The sequence below is a fragment of the Paenibacillus sp. AD87 genome, assembly GCF_001659845.1.
GTDB classification, from domain to species: domain Bacteria; phylum Bacillota; class Bacilli; order Paenibacillales; family Paenibacillaceae; genus Paenibacillus; species Paenibacillus marchantiae.
Genome location: NZ_LXQN01000007.1, coordinates 2,067,422 through 2,086,246 on the forward strand (window position 1 = coordinate 2,067,422; position 18,825 = coordinate 2,086,246).

Annotated in this window: 18 protein-coding genes and 1 pseudogene; 15 read left to right on the forward strand and 4 right to left on the reverse strand. The window is 41.5% G+C overall.

The features are described from left to right. The 4 genes from gpAD87_RS09275 to gpAD87_RS09290 all read left to right on the forward strand — a co-directional run bounded on the left by gpAD87_RS09275 (position 1) and on the right by gpAD87_RS09290 (position 3,870). A complete protein-coding gene (locus tag gpAD87_RS09275) occupies positions 1-1,503 on the forward strand; it encodes an IMP dehydrogenase (RefSeq protein ID WP_064637720.1) in 1,503 nt (500 codons plus the stop codon). Positions 1,504-1,920: 417 nt separating this feature from the next. Next, positions 1,921-2,301 carry a hypothetical protein gene (locus tag gpAD87_RS09280; protein ID WP_064637721.1) on the forward strand — a complete coding sequence of 127 codons (381 nt, stop codon included), beginning with the start codon at positions 1,921-1,923 and terminating at the stop codon, positions 2,299-2,301. Between the two features lie 154 nt (positions 2,302-2,455). Further along, positions 2,456-3,541 (forward strand): protein kinase, encoded by a 1,086-nt coding sequence (locus gpAD87_RS09285; RefSeq protein WP_064637723.1) that lies wholly within the window; start codon positions 2,456-2,458, stop codon positions 3,539-3,541. A 29-nt stretch (positions 3,542-3,570) separates the two neighbouring features. Then, positions 3,571-3,870, forward strand: coding sequence for an immunity 53 family protein (locus gpAD87_RS09290; RefSeq protein WP_231952487.1), 300 nt, complete (start codon positions 3,571-3,573; stop codon positions 3,868-3,870). A 387-nt stretch (positions 3,871-4,257) separates the two neighbouring features. Here gpAD87_RS09290 and gpAD87_RS09295 read toward each other — a convergent pair whose 3' ends face one another. Next, positions 4,258-4,728 (reverse strand): MarR family winged helix-turn-helix transcriptional regulator, encoded by a 471-nt coding sequence (locus gpAD87_RS09295; RefSeq protein ID WP_064637727.1) that lies wholly within the window; start codon positions 4,726-4,728, stop codon positions 4,258-4,260. 158 nt (positions 4,729-4,886) lie between these two features. Between gpAD87_RS09295 and gpAD87_RS31405 the strand changes: the two genes are divergently transcribed. Together gpAD87_RS31405 and gpAD87_RS09300 are read left to right on the forward strand one after the other, a co-directional pair. Beyond that, positions 4,887-4,997: an SDR family NAD(P)-dependent oxidoreductase gene (locus tag gpAD87_RS31405; RefSeq protein ID WP_197521391.1), complete on the forward strand. Its 111-nt coding sequence runs from the start codon at positions 4,887-4,889 to the stop codon at positions 4,995-4,997. 105 nt (positions 4,998-5,102) lie between these two features. After that, positions 5,103-6,074 carry an aldo/keto reductase gene (locus gpAD87_RS09300; protein WP_064637728.1) on the forward strand — a complete coding sequence of 324 codons (972 nt, stop codon included), beginning with the start codon at positions 5,103-5,105 and terminating at the stop codon, positions 6,072-6,074. A gap of 549 nt (positions 6,075-6,623) precedes the next feature. Here gpAD87_RS09300 and gpAD87_RS09305 read toward each other — a convergent pair. Next, on the reverse strand, positions 6,624-8,105 hold the full coding sequence (locus tag gpAD87_RS09305; protein WP_231952488.1) for an MFS transporter: 1,482 nt from the start codon (positions 8,103-8,105) through the stop codon (positions 6,624-6,626). Positions 8,106-8,248: 143 nt separating this feature from the next. Here gpAD87_RS09305 and gpAD87_RS09310 point away from each other — a divergent pair, with 143 nt between their 5' ends. Then, positions 8,249-8,671 carry a MarR family winged helix-turn-helix transcriptional regulator gene (locus tag gpAD87_RS09310; protein ID WP_063563734.1) on the forward strand — a complete coding sequence of 141 codons (423 nt, stop codon included), beginning with the start codon at positions 8,249-8,251 and terminating at the stop codon, positions 8,669-8,671. A gap of 43 nt (positions 8,672-8,714) precedes the next feature. After that, entirely contained in the window at positions 8,715-8,837 is a 123-nt protein-coding gene (locus gpAD87_RS32785) for a hypothetical protein (RefSeq protein WP_269453499.1), read from the forward strand. Between the two features lie 268 nt (positions 8,838-9,105). Here the strand turns inward: gpAD87_RS32785 and gpAD87_RS09315 are convergent, their stop codons facing one another. Continuing rightward, positions 9,106-9,381, reverse strand: a complete 276-nt coding sequence (locus gpAD87_RS09315; RefSeq protein ID WP_063563735.1) for a hypothetical protein — start codon at positions 9,379-9,381, stop codon at positions 9,106-9,108. 348 nt (positions 9,382-9,729) lie between these two features. On the opposite strand from gpAD87_RS09315, the gene fabZ reads away from it, so the two are divergent. From fabZ to gpAD87_RS32960, 7 genes and pseudogenes are all read left to right on the forward strand, one after another. Beyond that, positions 9,730-10,170, forward strand: a complete 441-nt coding sequence (fabZ, locus tag gpAD87_RS09320; protein WP_064637730.1) for a 3-hydroxyacyl-ACP dehydratase FabZ — start codon at positions 9,730-9,732, stop codon at positions 10,168-10,170. Between the two features lie 66 nt (positions 10,171-10,236). After that, complete coding sequence (locus gpAD87_RS09325) at positions 10,237-10,701, forward strand: GNAT family N-acetyltransferase (protein ID WP_082935052.1); 465 nt, start codon at positions 10,237-10,239, stop codon at positions 10,699-10,701. Between the two features lie 156 nt (positions 10,702-10,857). Next, the gene (locus gpAD87_RS09330; protein ID WP_064637734.1) at positions 10,858-11,187 is read left to right on the forward strand and encodes an ArsR/SmtB family transcription factor; all 330 of its coding nucleotides are present in this window, start codon (positions 10,858-10,860) and stop codon (positions 11,185-11,187) included. Positions 11,188-11,515: 328 nt separating this feature from the next. Next, positions 11,516-13,078 carry an MFS transporter gene (locus gpAD87_RS09335; RefSeq protein WP_082935053.1) on the forward strand — a complete coding sequence of 521 codons (1,563 nt, stop codon included), beginning with the start codon at positions 11,516-11,518 and terminating at the stop codon, positions 13,076-13,078. Positions 13,079-13,148: 70 nt separating this feature from the next. Next, positions 13,149-16,364: an MMPL family transporter gene (locus tag gpAD87_RS09340; protein WP_064637738.1), complete on the forward strand. Its 3,216-nt coding sequence runs from the start codon at positions 13,149-13,151 to the stop codon at positions 16,362-16,364. Positions 16,365-16,963: 599 nt separating this feature from the next. After that, complete coding sequence (locus gpAD87_RS09345; RefSeq protein WP_064637740.1) at positions 16,964-17,995, forward strand: hypothetical protein; 1,032 nt, start codon at positions 16,964-16,966, stop codon at positions 17,993-17,995. 139 nt (positions 17,996-18,134) lie between these two features. Next, positions 18,135-18,224: pseudogene (locus tag gpAD87_RS32960) on the forward strand (hypothetical protein); the annotation flags it as partial. On the opposite strand, the gene gpAD87_RS09350 reads toward gpAD87_RS32960, so the two are convergent. Further along, positions 18,213-18,809: a class I SAM-dependent methyltransferase gene (locus tag gpAD87_RS09350; RefSeq protein WP_231952489.1), complete on the reverse strand. Its 597-nt coding sequence runs from the start codon at positions 18,807-18,809 to the stop codon at positions 18,213-18,215. The pseudogene gpAD87_RS32960 and the gene gpAD87_RS09350 overlap by 12 nt on opposite strands. Positions 18,810-18,825: the final 16 nt, after the last annotated feature.

Sequence of the window (18,825 nt, forward strand, 5' to 3'; positions counted from 1 at the left end):
ATGGCAGTTTATCTGAATGAAGTATCGCGCACCTTTGGTGAGTATTTACTAATACCAGGTTACTCATCTGTAGAGTGTATACCGGCAAATGTTAGCTTACAAACACCCTTAGTGAAATTTAAAAAGGGAAATAAACCTCCTATGTCTTTGAAAATTCCTATGACATCAGCAATTATGCAGTCTGTTTCTGATGATACAATGGCAATATCTTTAGCAAAAGAAGGTGGACTTTCGTTTATTTACGGATCACAATCTATTGAAAGTCAGGCACAAATGGTTGCTCGTGTTAAAAGTTATAGAGCTGGATTTGTTGTTAGTGATTCAAATATATCTCCTGAAGCTACTTTAGACGAACTGTTAATGTTAAAGAAGAAAACAAATCATTCGACTGTAGCAGTAACAATTGATGGAAGTTCTAGAGGTGAATTAGTAGGCATTGTAACTAGCAGAGATTATCGAGTTAGTCGGATGACTTTAGACACTAAAGTTAAAGATTTTATGACACCGTTCGAAGAAATAATCTGTGGTAATAAAGATACCACATTAAAAGAAGCGAATAATATTATATGGGAACACAAATTAAATTGTCTTCCAATCATTGATGATGAACAAAGATTGATTTCGATGGTGTTTCGAAAAGATTACAATACTAATAAGAATAATGAGAATGAGTTGATTGATGAATCAAAAAGATATATGGTTGGTGCAGGCATTAATACTAGAGATTATGCTGAACGAATTCCAGCATTACTTCAAGCTGGAGTAGATGTTCTTTGTATTGACAGTTCCGAAGGATACACAGAATGGCAAAAGATTGTTCTTGAATACGTCCGGAAGAATTATGGTGATACCGTAAAAATTGGGGCAGGAAATATAGTTGATAAAGAAGGTTTCCGTTTCCTAGCCGAAGCTGGTGCTGATTTTGTAAAAGTAGGAATTGGCGGCGGTGCAATTTGTATTACACGAGAACAAAAAGGCATAGGGAGAGGTCAAGCTACCGCATTAATTGAGGTAGCGAAGGCTCGTGATGAATATTTTAATGAGACAGGAATCTATGTACCAATTTGTTCTGATGGAGGTACTGTACACGATTATCATATTACATTGGCGCTAGCTATGGGAGCAGATTTTCTAATGTTAGGCAGATATTTTGCCCGATTTGATGAGAGCCCCACTAAAAAAGTGAATATAAACGGTAATTATATGAAGGAGTATTGGGGAGAGGGAAGTACAAGGGCAAAAAATTGGCAAAGATATGACTTAGGCGGTGACGAAAAACTTTCTTTTGAAGAAGGAGTTGATTCGTTTGTACCCTATGCAGGAAGTTTAGAAGATAATGTTGGACTTTCTTTAAGCATAGTACGTTCAACAATGTGTAATTGTGGTTACCTGACAATTTCTGAACTACAAAAAAATGCTAAGATAACCTTAGTTTCTTCTACAAGTATTGTTGAGGGTAGTGCACACGATGTTCTACTTAAAGATAGTCGTCAGATATTGTAACACATCATTGTTAGCGAATCGTTCACTGAATAAATTAGATTTTTATATAAATGAGATGTAGCTTATATATGTTAGAGAACTGTGATCACAGTTCCTTAAAGTGTCGAGAAAGTCTTAGGGACTTTCTCGACACTTTATTTTTTATTTGGGGGACTCGAGAGACCGTAGAAGAGTAATTAATCCAGAACCCCAACCATTTCGTGTCACGGGACAAGAGCATTGTTTCGTTATTTGGCAACATCATATAGTTGTATTGCGTTCATTTAAGTGAGTACTTTAAAGGGGAGGATTATAATAAAAGTAAAATATTTATATTTTATTCTCAACATTATACTGATTATTCTAACATCAGCTTGCTCCAGCAGTTTGACTAGTTCAGGTTCACAGGAGGATCTTACTGAACCTTATAGCGTAGCGTTGGATGAAGTGATTTCAAATGATACAGCTCTTAATGCCGATATGGAGTACATTTCTCTGGTTTGGGAAGATGGAGTTATTTTGAAAAGTTCTGATAAACAAGTTATTGAAGAATACTTACAAAAAGAATATAACATGAAGATTTATAACTACACCTATGAACAATTAATAGAGCAAAAGTTATATGAGCAGGGGAAAACGATGCTTAAAGGCATTCTTCTAACCATTGAAAAGCAGAAGCAATCGATCAACGTAGATGAGATGACTATTGAGGTTGGGAAGTATCGTGCAAACGAGGGATCAATCTCTTTAGACATGAAACTTGCTTGCCGGCAAGGGCAATGGAACGTCGTTGAATATGCTATGATCAGAGAAAGTTAGGGAGCACCTTATGTAAAGAGCTGTTCTTTGGGCCGTATTTAAGAGTGGATATATCTTTCCTGTCTTTCAGGGAGGTAGTAGGGAACTTTATGTAAATGTACAAAATGTACATACTTCACGCCATCCGATCTGGGAAAAAAGGAGAATACCCCCTATGAAATCATCACCGAAGGAGTTTTATGTGTCTCATGACACTCGCCTTACCCGCTATGCTATCGTGTCCACAACCGTAACATTGCTCAGTGATGAACAGCTTCGAGAACGAGTAGAAGATGCTACGGGTCTTGATACTGGCATTGGTGGTGCAACGGCTTTGATGCAGATTGAGGAAACGCCCATCTTCGTGAAAATAATACCACTTACGGAAAAAGAAAGGCTCACTGAAAATGCCATGTCCACGGAAAACGTGTTCAAACTTCCTCCATATTGCCAGTATGGCATAGGTTCTCCAGGTTATAGTGTATGGCGCGAGGTTGCAGCCCATACCATGACCACCAACTGGGTGCTGGCAAATCACTGTGCGAGTTTTCCGTTAATGTACCACTGGCGGGTGTTAAAAAGTCCAGAACGACGAACTCCAATCTCTGATGAACTGAGCGATGTTTCCCGTATGGTTGAGTTTTGGGATACTTCAAAAATGCGTGACCGTATTGAGGCACTTGAACAATCCGAGTACAGTGTTGTACTGTTCTGTGAGTACATTCCCTACAACCTGCACGACTGGCTTTCCGAACAGATTGCTATTGGTGAGAGTAAAGCCGCTTCAGCACTATCCATGGTGGATTTGAATCTGCGATCCGCTGTCTCCTTTATGAATGCAAACAAGTTACATCATTTCGATCTTCATTTTAAGAATGTTTTAACCGACGGAAACCGTGTTTATATTTCGGACTTTGGTCTTGCGACCTCTTCTCGGTTTGAACTGTCCGATTCCGAATTGAATTTTCTTGAAGCGAACAAGACTCATGATGGGTGTTATGTGGTAACAACGTTAGTGAACTGGCTTGTAACGGCATTGGTTGGCATGGTAAACCGAACTGAACGTATAGACTACATACGCCGTTGTGCTGAGCGCGACGAGTTGCCAGAGCTGATGGATTCAGCAGCAAAGATTATCATGCGGTACGCTCCAATAGCCGTAGTGATGAATGATTTCTACACCAATCTTGTTTCGATGAGCAGAACTACGATTTTTCCAGTTGAGGAGATTGAACGAATCTGTAGTAGTAAGACTAACTAGACCCGACGGAATTCCAAGAAGAGGTAGAGATGATGAATACATTAAAATGGCTTCAAAACTGGTATTATGAAAACTGTAATGGGGATTGGGAACATTCATATGGTGTGAAAATTGATACAGTGGATAATCCCGGTTGGTCTGTTGAAATCAATTTGGCGGAAACTTATTTAGAGGATACGCCATTTGATTCGATAGAAGAAGAGAGAAGTGATGAAGATTGGTTCTACTGCATTGTGAGGGATGGAGTATTTCATGGTGCAGGCGGAGCAACGAATCTAGAAGAGATACTAGTTTACTTTAAAAATTGGGCTTCAAGCATAGAAAGATGATAATTACGGAAGTTATCGATGTGTTCTATCGAGCTGCCCTAATCTTGTTTTAGGACACTAGTGCCATAATAAAAAAACAATAACTTTAATGTCAAGGAACAAGACAAGTCCCATTGAAAGTCGCTTTTTTAGCGGCTTTTTTATTTTATCGCTACAAATTTGTGTCCCGAATCTTGGACAAGAACTTGTACCGATTTATTTCCGTAAAGGATACGAACGTGGTTTGATTACTGATTTGATGATTATTTAATAAAGTTTCGGCTGCATTACACCCATACGGCTTCTACTAATAAAATTAAACTGACCCCTCCGCTATTTTCAGCGAGAGAGGCCCGTTACTTGTCAATTGCAGTACTTATATGTTGTGCATGCCATCCAAAACAGCGATCAAGATGAAGAGTCGTTACTAGGCGATCTGTCAATTTTTTTGGTTCGTTCCGCCAGTTCAGTTATTGACTTAATATCTTGATCAGTTAATAGATCTAGAAAATACTTGCGTATTGCCTTTGAGACTATGGGAAGGGCTTCATCCAAGGCTGACTTTCCGACGGGAGTAATAATGACTTGCACACCGCGATCTGTGTCCAGTGGTTTCCTCAGAACTAGACCTCGTTTTTCCATACGCGTTAGATGATGAGATAGTCGGCTCTTATCCCAGTCCATCGAGTCAGCTAATTCCTGTTGGCGAAGTTTTCCATCCCCAAATTGGACTAAACGATCTAATACTCCAAAATCACCTTCTGATAGTCCTGTATATTCAGACATTTCTTTTACAACGTGACCAAAGACTCGTTTAAAGGAGCCTTTCCACGTATTCCATAGTCGCATTTCGTCTTCGTTTAGTTCATTAATATCCATGCCAATATAATACCATGGTTGACACATCAACCACAAGGTGGTACAGTTTGTTTTGTTAGTTGATACATCAACCAAGGGAATTGAATTTGTCTTTAGGTTGATATGTCAACCTATGAAAATTATTAAGTTCTGCAAAGGATGTAAAGAAGGAGTGAAAAATGCATAAACCTGTCGCCTTGGTCACTGGGGCAAACAAAGGAATCGGGCTTCAAATAGCGAAAGATCTCGCGTCACAAGGCTTTGCGGTACTCATCAACGTTCTCAAATGAGATACGCCAGTTCCTTTGGTGATTTAATCTCTAGTACTGACTCACCAGAAGATCTACAGATAATATAAGGCGTAACGCCTACAAATATAAGGAGTGTGTTATTAAATGGAATATGTGAAACTGGGACAAAGCGGTTTGGATGTTTCGAAATTAAGTCTTGGAACCATGAGCTTCGGCGTACCTGAACGCGGCAATACCCCATGGTCATTGGATGAAGAGGACAGCAGAGCGATCATTAAAGAAGCAGTCGAAATGGGCATTAATTTTTTTAGTACTGCTAATATGTATTCGGATGGAACAAGTGAAGAATTTCTTGGACGTGCATTAAAGGATTTCGCCCGTCGTGATGAAACCGTCATTGCTACAAAGGTATTTGTTCCGATGCGCAAAGGTCCGAATGCAATGGGACTTTCCCGTAAAGCCATCATGACCGAAATTGATAACAGTCTAAAACGGCTTGGAACGGACTACGTCGATTTGTACCAGATCCATCGGTGGGATCCTAATACACCAATCGAGGAGACAATGGAGGCTCTTCACGATTTAGTTAAGGCGGGAAAGGTTAGATATATCGGAGCATCCTCCATGTTGGCATGGCAATTTGCGAAAGCGCAGCATGTCGCGGAGCGCAATGGCTGGACACGTTTCGTTTCCATGGAAAATAGACTCAACTTGCTTTATCGGGAAGAAGAAAGAGAAATGCTCCCCCTTTGCAAAGATGAGGGCGTTGGCATCACTCCTTACCTGCCTTTGGCGGCAGGCCGGTTAACCCGGGACTGGAATGAGCAGACCTCGCGATCCGAGAACGACCAAATAGCAAAAGCGTTGTTTATTAAAACGGAAGAAGCTGATCGCAAAGTTGCTGAAAGAGTAGCGGAAGTTGCCGCTAACCGAGGGATTCCGCGCGCACAAGTTGCTCTTGCATGGTTGCTGCAAAAGGAAGAGGTCACAGCACCAATAATCGGTTCGACCAAAATCAGCCATCTTGAAGATGCGGTTTCGGCGTTATCGGTTAAATTAACGTCTGAAGAAATTACCCGTTTAGAAGAACTTTATATACCACATGCATTAGTATAAATTGGACATTTATCCTTTACTGATATACCGTCCTGAATCGAAATGCTCACCAACATTGATTCTATAAGTTAAATCTTTTGTAATAAACTCTTCTTGGATACGATCCTTGAAGAGTTTATTCGCTTTTTCGATGTGAAAAGTAGTTTGAAGACACTTGGGAGCCGACTAAAAAAAGGTAAACATGGTTTCAGGCACACCTTATAGTCAAAATTTCGGGGAACTTTCTGGAATAACCCCTAATCTATTGAACATGGATTGAATGATCGATAGCGCAAAAAATACGGTTAACAATTAACACGAGGTCAGCTGTATTAGAGAGGGTTTTCCATTTTGCGGAGATTAGAAGTGAAAAGGATTGTATCTTTCGGGCATAGAAGGCACGCAATTACTGAGTGCCTTTATTTTATGATTGGGTGTCAATCTAATTGATGTCCCTAAACCAAAAAGTACATCAATAATTTTAGAAATTAATATTTTAAATTTTCAAATAATTTAACTTTTTGGACTAAAGCAGCACCTAAGTTGATTTATAGATCAAGTATATTATTATCAAGACCGTAAATGTTCGCGGCGTAAAGTCCGTTTAGCCGACCACAGCCTCCAACCCGTAAGTACTGCAGCTACTAAGCATATTAAAGCGGATGTCATGAAAACCACGTGCATGCCCGATAGAAAAAGATCGGGGCGGCCCGGCACAAGTCCTGTAACCCTACGACCAGCCAAGTTGCTCATAACACCAAATAGGGTGGTAGTAGCAACCGTAATTCCCACGACCATGCCCATATTGCGGACGAGCGAGTTAATGCTCCCTGCAATTCCGAGCTGGGTTTTGGGCACTTTCGACATTACCAACGAGTTGTTCGGTGATTGAAACAAACCGCTGCCGAGACCGAGCATACCAATCCAACTCCCAACCAGAATGATAGAGCTGCCGCTATGAAGTCGTGCAAGTCCGACTTGAGCGATAACCATCACAATGAGTCCTGCGAAAGTGAGCAGCTCGGAACCAATTTTGTCCGATAGTGCGCCACTGAGTGGAGCTACGATTACCATGACAATCGGAAACAGCATTAGCAGGAGCCCAGCGTGGGAGGGTGTAAGATTCAAAATACTTTGCGTATAGAACGGTGCGATGATGTTAAAACAAAAGTTGGCCACAAATACCAGAAAGCCGCATAAAATGCTTAAGCTGAACAGCGGATTTTTAAACAGGGTGAGCTTTAGCATGGGTTCTGGTTTACGAATCTCAACGAAAAGGAAAATAACAAAAACAATGGCGGAGATGATTAATGCAGCGACGATACGCATATCTCCATAACCGACCTGCTGCCCGAGCAGTAGACCTGAAAATAAAGCTATGATAAATAGAGGGAATAGCAACCCCCCTGCCTTATCGATACGGACCTTCAGTTTGGTGCGATCAGCAGGAAGTACCTTCCACCCAATCGCAATTGCGATCAGCCCAACCGGAATATTTACCAAAAATATATACTCCCAACCCAGTCCGGATACGATAAAACCGCCCAGGCTCGGTCCAGCTATACTGCCAAGGGAGACAAATGTCCCGATCAACCCCAATGCTTTTCCACGTTCTGTTGTTGGGAAGATGTCTGTAATGATGCCCTGGCTGTTGGCCATCGTCATCGCTGCGCCCAGGGCTTGGAGTAGTCGTGAACCCAGGAGAAGCGGCAGGCTGAAGCTGAAACCACACAGAAGGGAACCAAGCGTGAAAATAATCATACCCCATTTGAACACTTTAATTTTACCAACAATGTCTCCGAGCTTGCCGAAAAAGAGGATCGCTGCACAAATGGTCATCAGGTAAGCGGTGACTATCCATTCCGCTTCAGCGACTGTCAGATCCATCCGCTTCGCGATAACGGGCAGAGCAATATTGACGATGCTGCCGTCGAGCGTCGACATAAATGTAAATAAATTCAGGACTATCAGGATGATCCAACGTCTTTTCTGGATAACTGGGTCATCTTGATAAGTGATGAAACGATTCTCGTCTTCCAGTTTCAGTTTCACTAAATAATCACTCCTTACTATCGTCAAAAACAATTAGTTGCATTAGCAACTAATTTGGTTTTGATTATACTTTAAGTTAGTTGCGTACGCAACTTGCATGAGGTAAAATTTTTGGATACAAAAGATTTTAAGGAGGTACTGGGTTGAAGAAACCTTCGATTGGCAAAATGTTGTCCTACGTTCATCGTATTAACCAAAAAGAATTGGCTGGTATATTAAAACCATTTGATATCGGCGGGGGCGGGCACCACAGTTATCTTAAGGCGATCTTGTCGAATCCCGGGCTCAACCAGGACCAGCTCACAAATGAAGTGAAGTTCGATAAAGCGACTACAACCCGTTGCGTCAAGCAGCTAGAAGAGGCTGGATACGTTTACCGTTCGGTGGATGCTCGGGATCGTCGTTCTTACCTGCTTTATCCAACGCAAAAGGCGAAAGATTTCGAACCTGTGCTGAAACGGATTTTGGATGAGTTCAGCCTTCAGATGACGAATTGTTTGTCCGAAAGCGATAAACAGCAGTTTGCCGACCTGCTGAAAAAAATTTACGACAGCAAACAGGGCTAGATTATCAAGTTCATAGCAAATGACGCGGATATTGCCGGAAAGAATGGATCATAACCACGACCGGGTATCTGGGAATTTCCCGAGTGATCGGATCATGATCCCGGCTCTGTCAGTTGTAGCCACGATTTGCCTGATCGTACTGCTTGTCGGCATGTTGCCGGCTTGATTGAATGGGCTTGTATAAAAGCTGGGTTCGTCCGTTATACCCAGATTGGGTTTGTGGGTATATTAACTGCAATAGAGATAGCCCAAAATCCGCCCACACTAAATCCTAAAATGACTATGCTTGAGCTGAGCTTTTGGCGAGAAGGTAATATTAATGATGAAAGTATTCCTCGATTTCAATAAAAATATTTTATTTTCAGTATCGTACTCAACATGAAATTCAAACACAGTGTTCCAATATGTTGATTGCTCCGTCTCTTTAATTCCCTTTACATAGCAGCAGTTGATTCAGCTACATTGTTTTTCTTTGTCAGCGGCTTTTTCCTCAGTGTTCGATCATATAAATAAGGTTTTCCGTGATATTCCCATGCATTCTTTTGCTTCTCCTTTTTATGTATATCAACTTTTATCTCCAAATTAGCAACATGACTCTGGAATTCAGAAGCAATTCGTTTACACCATTTTAGCCCACTTTCTTCAGATGCACTAAAATGAACGCGTAAAAGAAATCCGTTAACCGTTAATTCAAACTTATATAAATTCATATTATGTATCCTTTCTAAGTAGAAATATAATCCAGAACAAAAACACTATAATTACATCATAACAGGAACGTACGTTCTGTTAAAGCGGTATTTATATTAGCTGCTAATTGTTGGGAATAGGAGCATCGTTATTTCTAATACTCATAGACACAATGCAGAAGTCAAATCGCATATTGACTTTCCTTGTTCTTTATTACCGGGTACTCAAGCATGTCCGATTTTTGTAGCGGCTGGGAAGATTAGGGTTGGTGAAAGAAGAGAACGGTCAGGGGCAGGTTAGTATAAAAATGGCTGATTTCTCCAAATGACGTTAGAATGGTTATAAGCCAATATTAGAGGAGGAAATCCATGCTTGATATTAATCGAATTAAAGAGCTTATTCCCCATAGATATCCCTTTCTTTTGGTCGATAGAATCTTAGAAATTGTTGAGGGAAAGAAAGCTGTTGGAATCAAAAATGTGACTTTCAATGAACCTTATTTCCTTGGTCACTTTCCCGATTATCCTGTCATGCCTGAAGTCTTGATTGTAGAAGCACTGGCACAGGTGGGTGGTATCGCTATTTCCAACGTAGAGAGCAATAACCATAAGATAGGGTTACTGACTGGTATTGATAATTGTCGGTTCAAAAAGCAAGTAAAACCAGGGGATCAACTCCATCTGGAATTCGAAGTGACCCGAGCCAAGGGACAGATTGTCAAAGGAATAGGCATCGCAAAGGTAAACAATGAATTGGTTTGTGAAGCAGAAATAATGTTTGCATTTAATTCTATTGAGGCATTCAACTAACGGGCTGGTTAGCGCAAAGATATGATAAAATGAAGTTTAAAGATATTTAAAAGCAAGGTGGGATGTATGATGATAATTCGCTTGGCCACGTTGGAGGATGTGCCTCAGCTTGTTCAAATGCGTTGGGACTTCTCGGAAGAGGAAAGTGTGGATACTGCGGTCACATTTGAGGAATTTAACCAGGTTTGTAGTGAGTTCTTGGTGAAAGCTATCAAAAGTGGAGATTGGTATATTTGGTTTGCAGAGATTAGTGGAAGTCTTGTCTCACATATGTATATGCAATTAATACATAAAGTTCCGAGGCCAGGGAAATCACCAGATCCTTATTACGGTTACGTTACGAATGTTTATACTCGCCCTGCTTTCAGGAATCTAGGTATCGGCTCAGAAATTCATAAAGCTATGGAAAAATGGTCAAAAGAAAATGAGGTTGAGTTTCTTATACTTTGGCCAAGTAGTGAGAGTGTAAAGTTTTATTCAAAAAATGGTTTTTCTCGATGTGAAGAAGCCATGGAAAAGCACTGGGATTGAGCAGTAGGTAAGAAAAATGAATAACAGCTGATCAAAAGATAGAGAGAATCCCTGACTGATTTTATGGAGGTGTAAGTATGGGATATAAAATTGAATTTTTCCGAAAACATTGACATGTGCACACGAATGCATATAATGAATTCAGGGGGTATGACAATGGGATTAAATCTTGATCCAAATAAATGTAAAAAGCTGATAGAAGACAATATTGATATTGAGTTTTTTCGAGCGGTACTTGATCCAGTGCGGAGTGAGTTGTTAATTTTCCTTTCTGCAAATGGTGAAATGACAATCGGTGGTATTGCAGAATATTTTCCACAGAATCGTTCAGTTATTTCTCGGCACCTTGACTTCATGAGTCGTTTTGGTATCGTTCAAAGGAGAAAAGAAGGGCGAGAAGTTTATTACAAAACGAATAACAATTTCATTGTAGATAAATTTGAACAAACAGCTAACAATATGAAAGCACTCATGAATTTGCAATAATGCAGTGCTTTTTATATTAATTTATATATGCATTTGTACACACGTATACACGATGAAGATGTTTATTTTAATTCAATCAAAGATGCATGATCTGGATTATCGGAATATGAAGTGAACTTGCAGGGTACTTTTATAACTTTTCCTCTGTTGATATTCAGATAACAGCGAACGCTACTTAGCGATTCGAGAGTGGGTGGTTTGTATCCGCAGCAGTTATAGCAAACAGCTAACAATATGAAAGCACTCATGAATTCGAAATAATGTAGTGCTCTTCATTTTAATATATATATGCATTTGTACGCACGTATACATGAGAGGAGTTTTTATTTTGACACAATCAAAAAGAAAATGGTGGGTTCTAGCCACGGTTAGTTTAACCGTATTTATGGCCATGTTAGACATTACAATTGTCAATGTTGCATTACCAGATATACAACAAGCTTTTTCATCGAGTTTTTCAAATCTACAATGGGTGTTGAATGCCTATACTTTAGTTTATGCGGCAATGTTGTTGCCAGTTTCAAAATTAGGCGACATTATCGGACGTAAAAAAGTCTTTTTATTAGGATTGGGTATTTTTATGATTGGCTCTTTAGCCAGTGGATTGGCAAACAGTGATATTTGGTTAAACATCTTCCGTGGATTTCAAGGAATTGGTGGCGCAGCTATGATGTCATTATCATTAACGATAGTTACTTCTTCATTTCCAGAAAATCAAAGAGGACTTGCACTAGGTATTTGGAGTAGTGCCGTTGGGCTTGCTATTGCCGGTGGTCCTTTGGTCGGTGGAGCATTAGTCGATGCTTTTGGTTGGAGATCTATTTTTCTTGTTAACATTCCAGTTGCGATTGTAGCAATTATATTAGGAATGTTTGTGATTAAAGAAAGTGAATCAAACAAAAATGGACGAATTGATATTTGGGGACTGATTTTCAGTACAGCGATGATTTTTACGATGATTTTAGCCTTAATTCAAAAGTCAGTGAATGGAGACTACGCATGGACTGATTGGCACATTTTAAGTCTACTTGGATTATCACTTATTTTACTTATAGCTTTTATCCTTACCGAAAAAAAAGTAGAACAGCCGATGATTGAATTATCTATTTTTAGAAATTGGACATTTAATGGGGCTAATATCGCAGCTTTTGTATTAGGTGCTGGACTATACGGAGGCTTTACCTATTTAACCATTCTTATGCAAAATTACATGGGTTACTCGGCTTTTGATACAGGTGCAAAAATGTTACTCATTAGTGGTTTTACGATAGTTCTTGGTCCAATTGCAGGAATTATCTCGGGGAAAATTGGTAACCGTTGGTTAGTTAGTGGAGCACTATTTATCGGTGCAATCGGAATATTTGTTATGCGTTATATGATCAAAGCTCCGTTTGAGTGGAGCTATCTGATGCCTGGTTTTATTCTTTTAGGTATTAGCAATGCTCTAGTTAATCCACCTATTACTAATGCTGCTATGAGTTCAGTTGATAAAGAGTATGTAGGTATGGCTTCTGGTATTTTAAATGTTTTTAGACAAGTGGGTATCTCCTTTGGTGTTGTAATGCTTGGAATTAAATTAACGGAAGGTTATAACGCTTCATTGTACACAAGTATCATGAATTTAGCCAATATTCCTACCGAGTTTAAAAATCAAATGCTGGATGTTTTCCATAAAGCTGGAGCTTTTGGGGGTTCACAAGTTTTTGATAGCAAGCAAGCTGAAGCATTTAAAGCTATGCCAGCTTTTGATGAAATGAAGTCGCTCGTGTTTAATGCTTTTAATTCAGGTATGCAAAATGTAACACTATTGATTGGTATTTTCTTAATAATTGGTACATTGGCGAGTGCAATTTTGATTAAAAACAAAAAGAATACACAGAACGGGAATTAATTTTCCTTCGAGAGACTCGCAAAGGAAATGATGAATCCTTAATTTTACTATATTAAGAGGGAGATTAGAAATGAGAACAATACTGAAGTTTAGATGGCTGGTACTTGCGGTCTGGCTGATTGCAACGGTGGGACTGATGGTTACCGCACCGGGGATGCAGGATCTGGTACGAACAAAGGGGCAGATTAATGTTCCAGATGGGTACTCTTCGACCGTAGCCCGCGAATTAGAAAAAGCCATTGGAGAGAACGACAGCTCTGGCACCAGCAGCGGAATGCCAACTGTGCTTGTATTCCATAAGGATGGAGGGTTGTCAGCTGAAGACCTTGCAGAGGTGAAGGGCGGTATCAACAAGCTTAAGAGCGATGGGAAATCGATCGGCGTGTTGTCGGTCACGACCCACTTTGATACCAAAGGGCTGGCAGAGCAGATGGTATCAAAGGATGGCAACACCATCATTGCCCTCGTGAATGTCGAGGCCGGCGACCGTGAGATCTCTGAGCTTCGCAATGGCCTATACGAGGCGATCTCGGACGTAAAAGTGGAGCATTATTATACGGGTAACTGGCTGATTTCCGAGGACGTTCTCCAAAGCTCGCAAGATGGACTTAAGAAAACAGAATTCATTACACTTGGTTTTATTCTAGTTATTTTGTTCGTAGTATTCCGTTCGGCCATCGCACCGTTCGTGCCGCTTGTAGCGGTAGGATTTACTTATTTAATTTCGCAGTCCATTATTGCTTTTCTGGTCGAATACTTCGACTTCCCGTTGTCTAATTTTACGCAGATCTTTTTGGTCGCCGTATTGTTCGGTATAGGAACCGATTATTGCATTCTGCTCATCAGCCGCTTCAAGGAAGAGCTTAACCATAATGGCGGTGATACGACGGAAGCGATCGTCAATACGTACCGTACAGCAGGAAAAACCGTATTGTTTTCTGGATTAGCTGTATTGGTCGGTTTTTCGGCTATTGGCTTCTCTACGTTTATGCTTTATCGTTCGGCGGTTGCCGTTGCGGTCGGCGTAGCTATTTTGCTCATCGCATTATTTACGATTGTACCGTTCTTTATGGCGCTGCTCGGAAGCAAGCTGTTTTGGCCGGCAAAAGGTTCTTTGGAGCATAAGCCAAGCAAGCTATGGGGAGCGGTCGGCAAATTTTCCTTGAAACGTCCATTATGGGCGCTCATTATATTAGCTGTCATTATTGTCCCGTTCTTAACAGCTTATAAAGGCACGATCTCTTTTAATTCGTTAGACGAGATTGGCGATAAATACGATTCGGTTAAAGCTTTTAACATCATATCAGACAGCTTCGGCCCTGGGGATTCACTGCCTACAACTGTAATTGTCAAAACCGATAAGCCGCTGGATACACCTGAGGGGCTTGCTACGTTGGAGCAAGTAAGCCGAGAACTGGCAAATACGCAAGGCGTAAAAGCCGTGCGCAGCGCTACTCGCCCTACAGGCGAGGTTATGGATCAATTTCTTGTCTCCGATCAAGTGGTGTCTTTGGAGGATGGCCTTGGCCAAAGCGGCGAAGGCTTAGGTAAAATTGGGGATGGGCTGTCAGAAGCAAGCAGCGCCTTGAATGAAAATGCAGTAAAATTAAATGAGGCAGCAGATGGCCCCGGGCAGCTCGTTGTAGGTACCAATAAGCTGAAGGATGGCATTGTGCAGCTTGGTGATGGCTTGAAACGAATCCAGCAAGGCTTGAAGGACGGCACGGTTGGTGCGGGCGAGCTTAGCAAGGGCCTGAAGCAAGCGCAGGCTAGTGCCGAGCAGTTGGCTGGCGCAAGCAAGCAGCTGCAGGTCAGCTATGATAAGCTGGGCGGAGGTCTTGGAACATTGACAGGTGCTTACACTGCCATTGCATCGGACCAAGCGAAGCTTGCGAGTGGTTTGTCAGGGGTCGAGCAAGGGATTTCAGATCTTCAAGAGAGCTACCCAGAGCTGCAAAACGATGCAAATTACAAACAAGCGCTAAGCACACTGGCTCAACTGCAAGTGGGAGCTTCAAGCATTAGCGGCCAATTGAAACAGCTGAACGAGCAGCTTGCCGGCATTTCATCTGGCATGACGCAGGCCAATGCAGGCTTCTTACAGGCAGTAGAAGGACAGTCGTCACTGGCTGCGGGTCTTGGCAAGCTGGCAGCTGGACTGTCCGAGCTGCAAAAAGGGATTGCGCAGGCCGCTACAGGCCAAGGACAAATCGTCTCTCAGCTACCAAGCGTAACACAAGGATTTAACGAGCTGACCGATGGCCAGAAAGAGTTGCAAGCGGGCTTTGCTTCACTTAATGCTCAGCTTGGCGGGCTTATAACCGGCCTTGATCAGAGTGTAGATGGCTTGACTGAGGTAAAAGATGGGCTCGCTTCGGCAGGAGGCTACCTGAATGGCCTTGCCGGATCGCCGAATAAACAAATGACGGGCTGGTACATCCCGGAAGAAGCCATTGCGAACGAGGAATTCCAAACGGCGCTTGATGTGTATATGTCGGAGGATCGTCAAACAGCTAAGTTCGATGTTGTATTTGGCAGCAACCCCTACTCCCAAGAAACAATGGCGCAAATCGACGGTCTTGAAGCGGCTGTAAATCGCGCAATTCAAGGCTCTGCATATAGCGGCGCGCAGGTGGCGAGTGGCGGTATAACGAGCATGAACAACGATTTGAGCAACATATCGAAACAAGATTATTCGCGTACAGTTATTTTGATGTTGATCGGAATATCGATTATTTTGATCATTTTGTTCCGGTCGATCGTCATGCCATTGTATATGATAGCCTCACTGCTGATTACCTTTTATTCCTCGATGGCGATTGCAGAGGTCATATTTGTACGGCTGTTAGGCCAATCGGGCATCAGCTGGGCGGTTCCTTTCTTCGGCTTCGTCATGCTGGTAGCACTCGGCATCGATTATAGTATCTTCCTGATGGATCGGTTCAAGGAGTACCGCCATCTCTCCCCGCAGGAAGCTATTCTTGAAGCGATGAAAAACATGGGAACAGTCATTATGTCTGCAGCGGTTATTCTGGGCGGTACGTTTGCGGCGATGCTCCCTTCTGGCGTAATGTCACTCCTGCAAATTGCAACAATTGTGCTTTGTGGACTGTTTATATACGCTTTGCTCATGCTGCCGCTATTCATTCCCGTTATGGTCCGTACGTTCGGACCAGCGAACTGGTGGCCTTTCATGGGCCGCGGGACGAATGAGGAGCAAGAGACTCGTGCACGCGACGGGCATCAACTGAAGGAGCAGCATGTCTCCCATGATTCCATGTACTAAATAAATAGAAAAGGATTACCTAGGGCATGTATCAACGGCTCGGAGGTAATCCTTTTGTTTAACGCTGCTCCTCATAAAGCATTTAGAATTTTGACTAGTTCCTGTTTTCAATCTATACTATAGCTAGTTTCAATATAAGGGGGAAGTATCAAGTGTCTGCTGTTGTTCTTAGCTAGTTAATTGCATTAGGTTTATTTCATTTAATTTGCAGAAATCCGCTTATTTAAGTGGTTTATTTCTTCATGTAATAAAATGGAATAACCCCTGCATTAGTTAAGAACATGGGACATCGACTACTTCTAGTTGACTGCGGAACCGTGCTCTCATGCATGGTTTTTTTACATTAAGCCTATTTTGACAAGTGTCATTTGTTTGACATTCGGTTGAATTGGACATCATGTTATCCGTTAGTCAATTCTCTACAGGGGCAGAAGATGAACAATTTGTTCATTTTCTGCCCTTTTTTTGTTTTGAAAAATAATGAGGAAGGAAGTGAGATCGAAGGCACGTCGGACACCTGTTTGCTTGAGATTTCTTAGGAGTTCAAAAAATTGCTCTATTGAGTAACCTATATTAACTAGATTGGTAGGTAGATTAATTTGGAACATAATATGATCATAATTGCTCAAGGTTTAGCCGAAGAACTACAACGTGGAAAGATCCGTCATCTAGAGCAAGGGTATATGACGGATGATGAACGTGGGTGGTCTGGTGCGGATGTACGTCGTATAGAGGTTACTTATGAAAATGGTCAAAAGGAGAGCGTAATATTTAAAGAAGCTGCTCTAAAAGAACGCATGGCAATGAAAACGTTAACTGACCAGGGCCATCAGAACACGCCCGCCACTTTTTCACTAGATCTAGAAACAAATGAGCCTAGATGGATGGCGATAGAAGACTTGGGTAGTGTTAAATCTCCTCCGCCTGGCGTAGACTGGTCGCCAAGAGTTTCGGAGGCATTAGCCAGAATCCATGCCCTTAATATGCATAGAGGTTCGGAGATGCTGTGGCTCCCCCATGCTGACCGTCATTATTGGGAAAATTATTTAGTTACACAAGTGTCTGTGGACCATTTTCAAACGCTTATAGAGCAGAACCCCGAATTTTACAGGGAATTTGGCGCGTATCTGCCATTATTACGTGAAAAAGCCAACGCTTTTGCACGTGATATGGCGGCTTTGTACGATGAGAAGGAAAGCCTGACTCTTACGCATGGAGATTTGCAATCGGTAGACGGTTCCCACATCCATTATTACAATGGAAAACCCTATTTTATTGACTTCGGGTGGTGTTATTATGCGCCCTTTTATATTGACTTGGCTAGTTATTTTAACCTTGAGGATGCCAAAATTTATTACAAGGAATTAATTGCAAACGGTATATTACTTAGCTATGATGATTTTTATGAAAGATTGAGGGCAGCATTTCGTTACTCGGGGTTGATATACTTATATCCCAGTATTAGACAATGGTCTCTCGGACCTACTGAACTAACGGGTAAACGTCTACTTCATATGTTGAAGATTATACTTACAGGCGAGTTTCCAGAGCGTAGGATTGATTACTCTAGCAAGCTTTTCTCAAAGCTGCTCAATGAACATAAGAACGGTACACTTCATAAGCTCAATTAAATTGTTTCATCATGAGATTGCTATTTAGTAGTACGTTTTCGTCCCAACAAGCGGGGAACCTACGGCACTCTCATCAAGATGAAACTGGACCCGTCCGGAGAAGGAATTAAAAGCTTTTGCCAAAAACGAGCTTGAGCCGGGCGGAAACGCAGAATCGTCTTCGAGCTTGAAGAGAGAGACTTCTCATTTTTTTTCACATCACTTCGTATGGTTATGGTTAGTATACTGATTCCCTCGTTTCACTGTGTCCTTCATCTTTCTTTTTGCGACAAGTATAGACAAAAACAGGAGGGAAGCTGAGGGGCACAAATTTAATTCTCTCAATATCGAATAAATCAGCCAATCGTTTCTTCATATGAAGTGAGTACTGGTACAACACTAACATCCCTCCAGGTCGAAGCGCTGTATGCATCTGTGAAAGGATGTTTTGTTTCATTTCTCTGGAAAAATTAAAAAATGGTAGTCCGCAAATGATACTATCCAACTGATGCACATGTTCTTGATTGATCCTTTTCAAAAGATAGGATGCATTCGAATGGAACATGAATTCAGGATATGTGTTCTTCAGATTACTCCTCATTTTAGGGTCTCTCTCAAATAAAAACACATTTGCAGATTTCGGTAATTCTGCTCTCATAAGACGTGTGATGACACCTGTTCCTGGCCCCAGCTCTGCAATCGTTTTAACTTCATCCCATTGTACAGACTGGACGATTTTATGGGCTAGAAATTTGGAACTGGGCAGGACACTTCCTACTCGTTTGGGGTTCTTTAAGAATCCTTGCAGGAAAAGAAACGGTTCGGATGTTTTCAATGCGGTATCCTCCATT

What these genes read in the sequence shown, in the direction of transcription:
- gpAD87_RS09275 (WP_064637720.1), top strand. Translation starts at nt 1, where the DNA reads ATGGCAGTTTATCTGAATGAAGTATCGCGCACCTTTGGTGAGTATTTA.
- gpAD87_RS09285 (WP_064637723.1), top strand. Translation starts at nt 2,456, where the DNA reads ATGAAATCATCACCGAAGGAGTTTTATGTGTCTCATGACACTCGCCTT.
- gpAD87_RS09290 (WP_231952487.1), top strand. Translation starts at nt 3,571, where the DNA reads ATGATGAATACATTAAAATGGCTTCAAAACTGGTATTATGAAAACTGT.
- gpAD87_RS09295 (WP_064637727.1), bottom strand. Translation starts at nt 4,728, where the DNA reads ATGGATATTAATGAACTAAACGAAGACGAAATGCGACTATGGAATACG.
- gpAD87_RS31405 (WP_197521391.1), top strand. Translation starts at nt 4,887, where the DNA reads ATGCATAAACCTGTCGCCTTGGTCACTGGGGCAAACAAAGGAATCGGG.
- gpAD87_RS09300 (WP_064637728.1), top strand. Translation starts at nt 5,103, where the DNA reads ATGGAATATGTGAAACTGGGACAAAGCGGTTTGGATGTTTCGAAATTA.
- gpAD87_RS32785 (WP_269453499.1), top strand. Translation starts at nt 8,715, where the DNA reads ATGGATCATAACCACGACCGGGTATCTGGGAATTTCCCGAGTGATCGG.
- gpAD87_RS09315 (WP_063563735.1), bottom strand. Translation starts at nt 9,381, where the DNA reads ATGAATTTATATAAGTTTGAATTAACGGTTAACGGATTTCTTTTACGC.
- fabZ (WP_064637730.1), top strand. Translation starts at nt 9,730, where the DNA reads ATGCTTGATATTAATCGAATTAAAGAGCTTATTCCCCATAGATATCCC.
- gpAD87_RS09325 (WP_082935052.1), top strand. Translation starts at nt 10,237, where the DNA reads ATGATGATAATTCGCTTGGCCACGTTGGAGGATGTGCCTCAGCTTGTT.
- gpAD87_RS09330 (WP_064637734.1), top strand. Translation starts at nt 10,858, where the DNA reads ATGGGATTAAATCTTGATCCAAATAAATGTAAAAAGCTGATAGAAGAC.
- gpAD87_RS09340 (WP_064637738.1), top strand. Translation starts at nt 13,149, where the DNA reads ATGAGAACAATACTGAAGTTTAGATGGCTGGTACTTGCGGTCTGGCTG.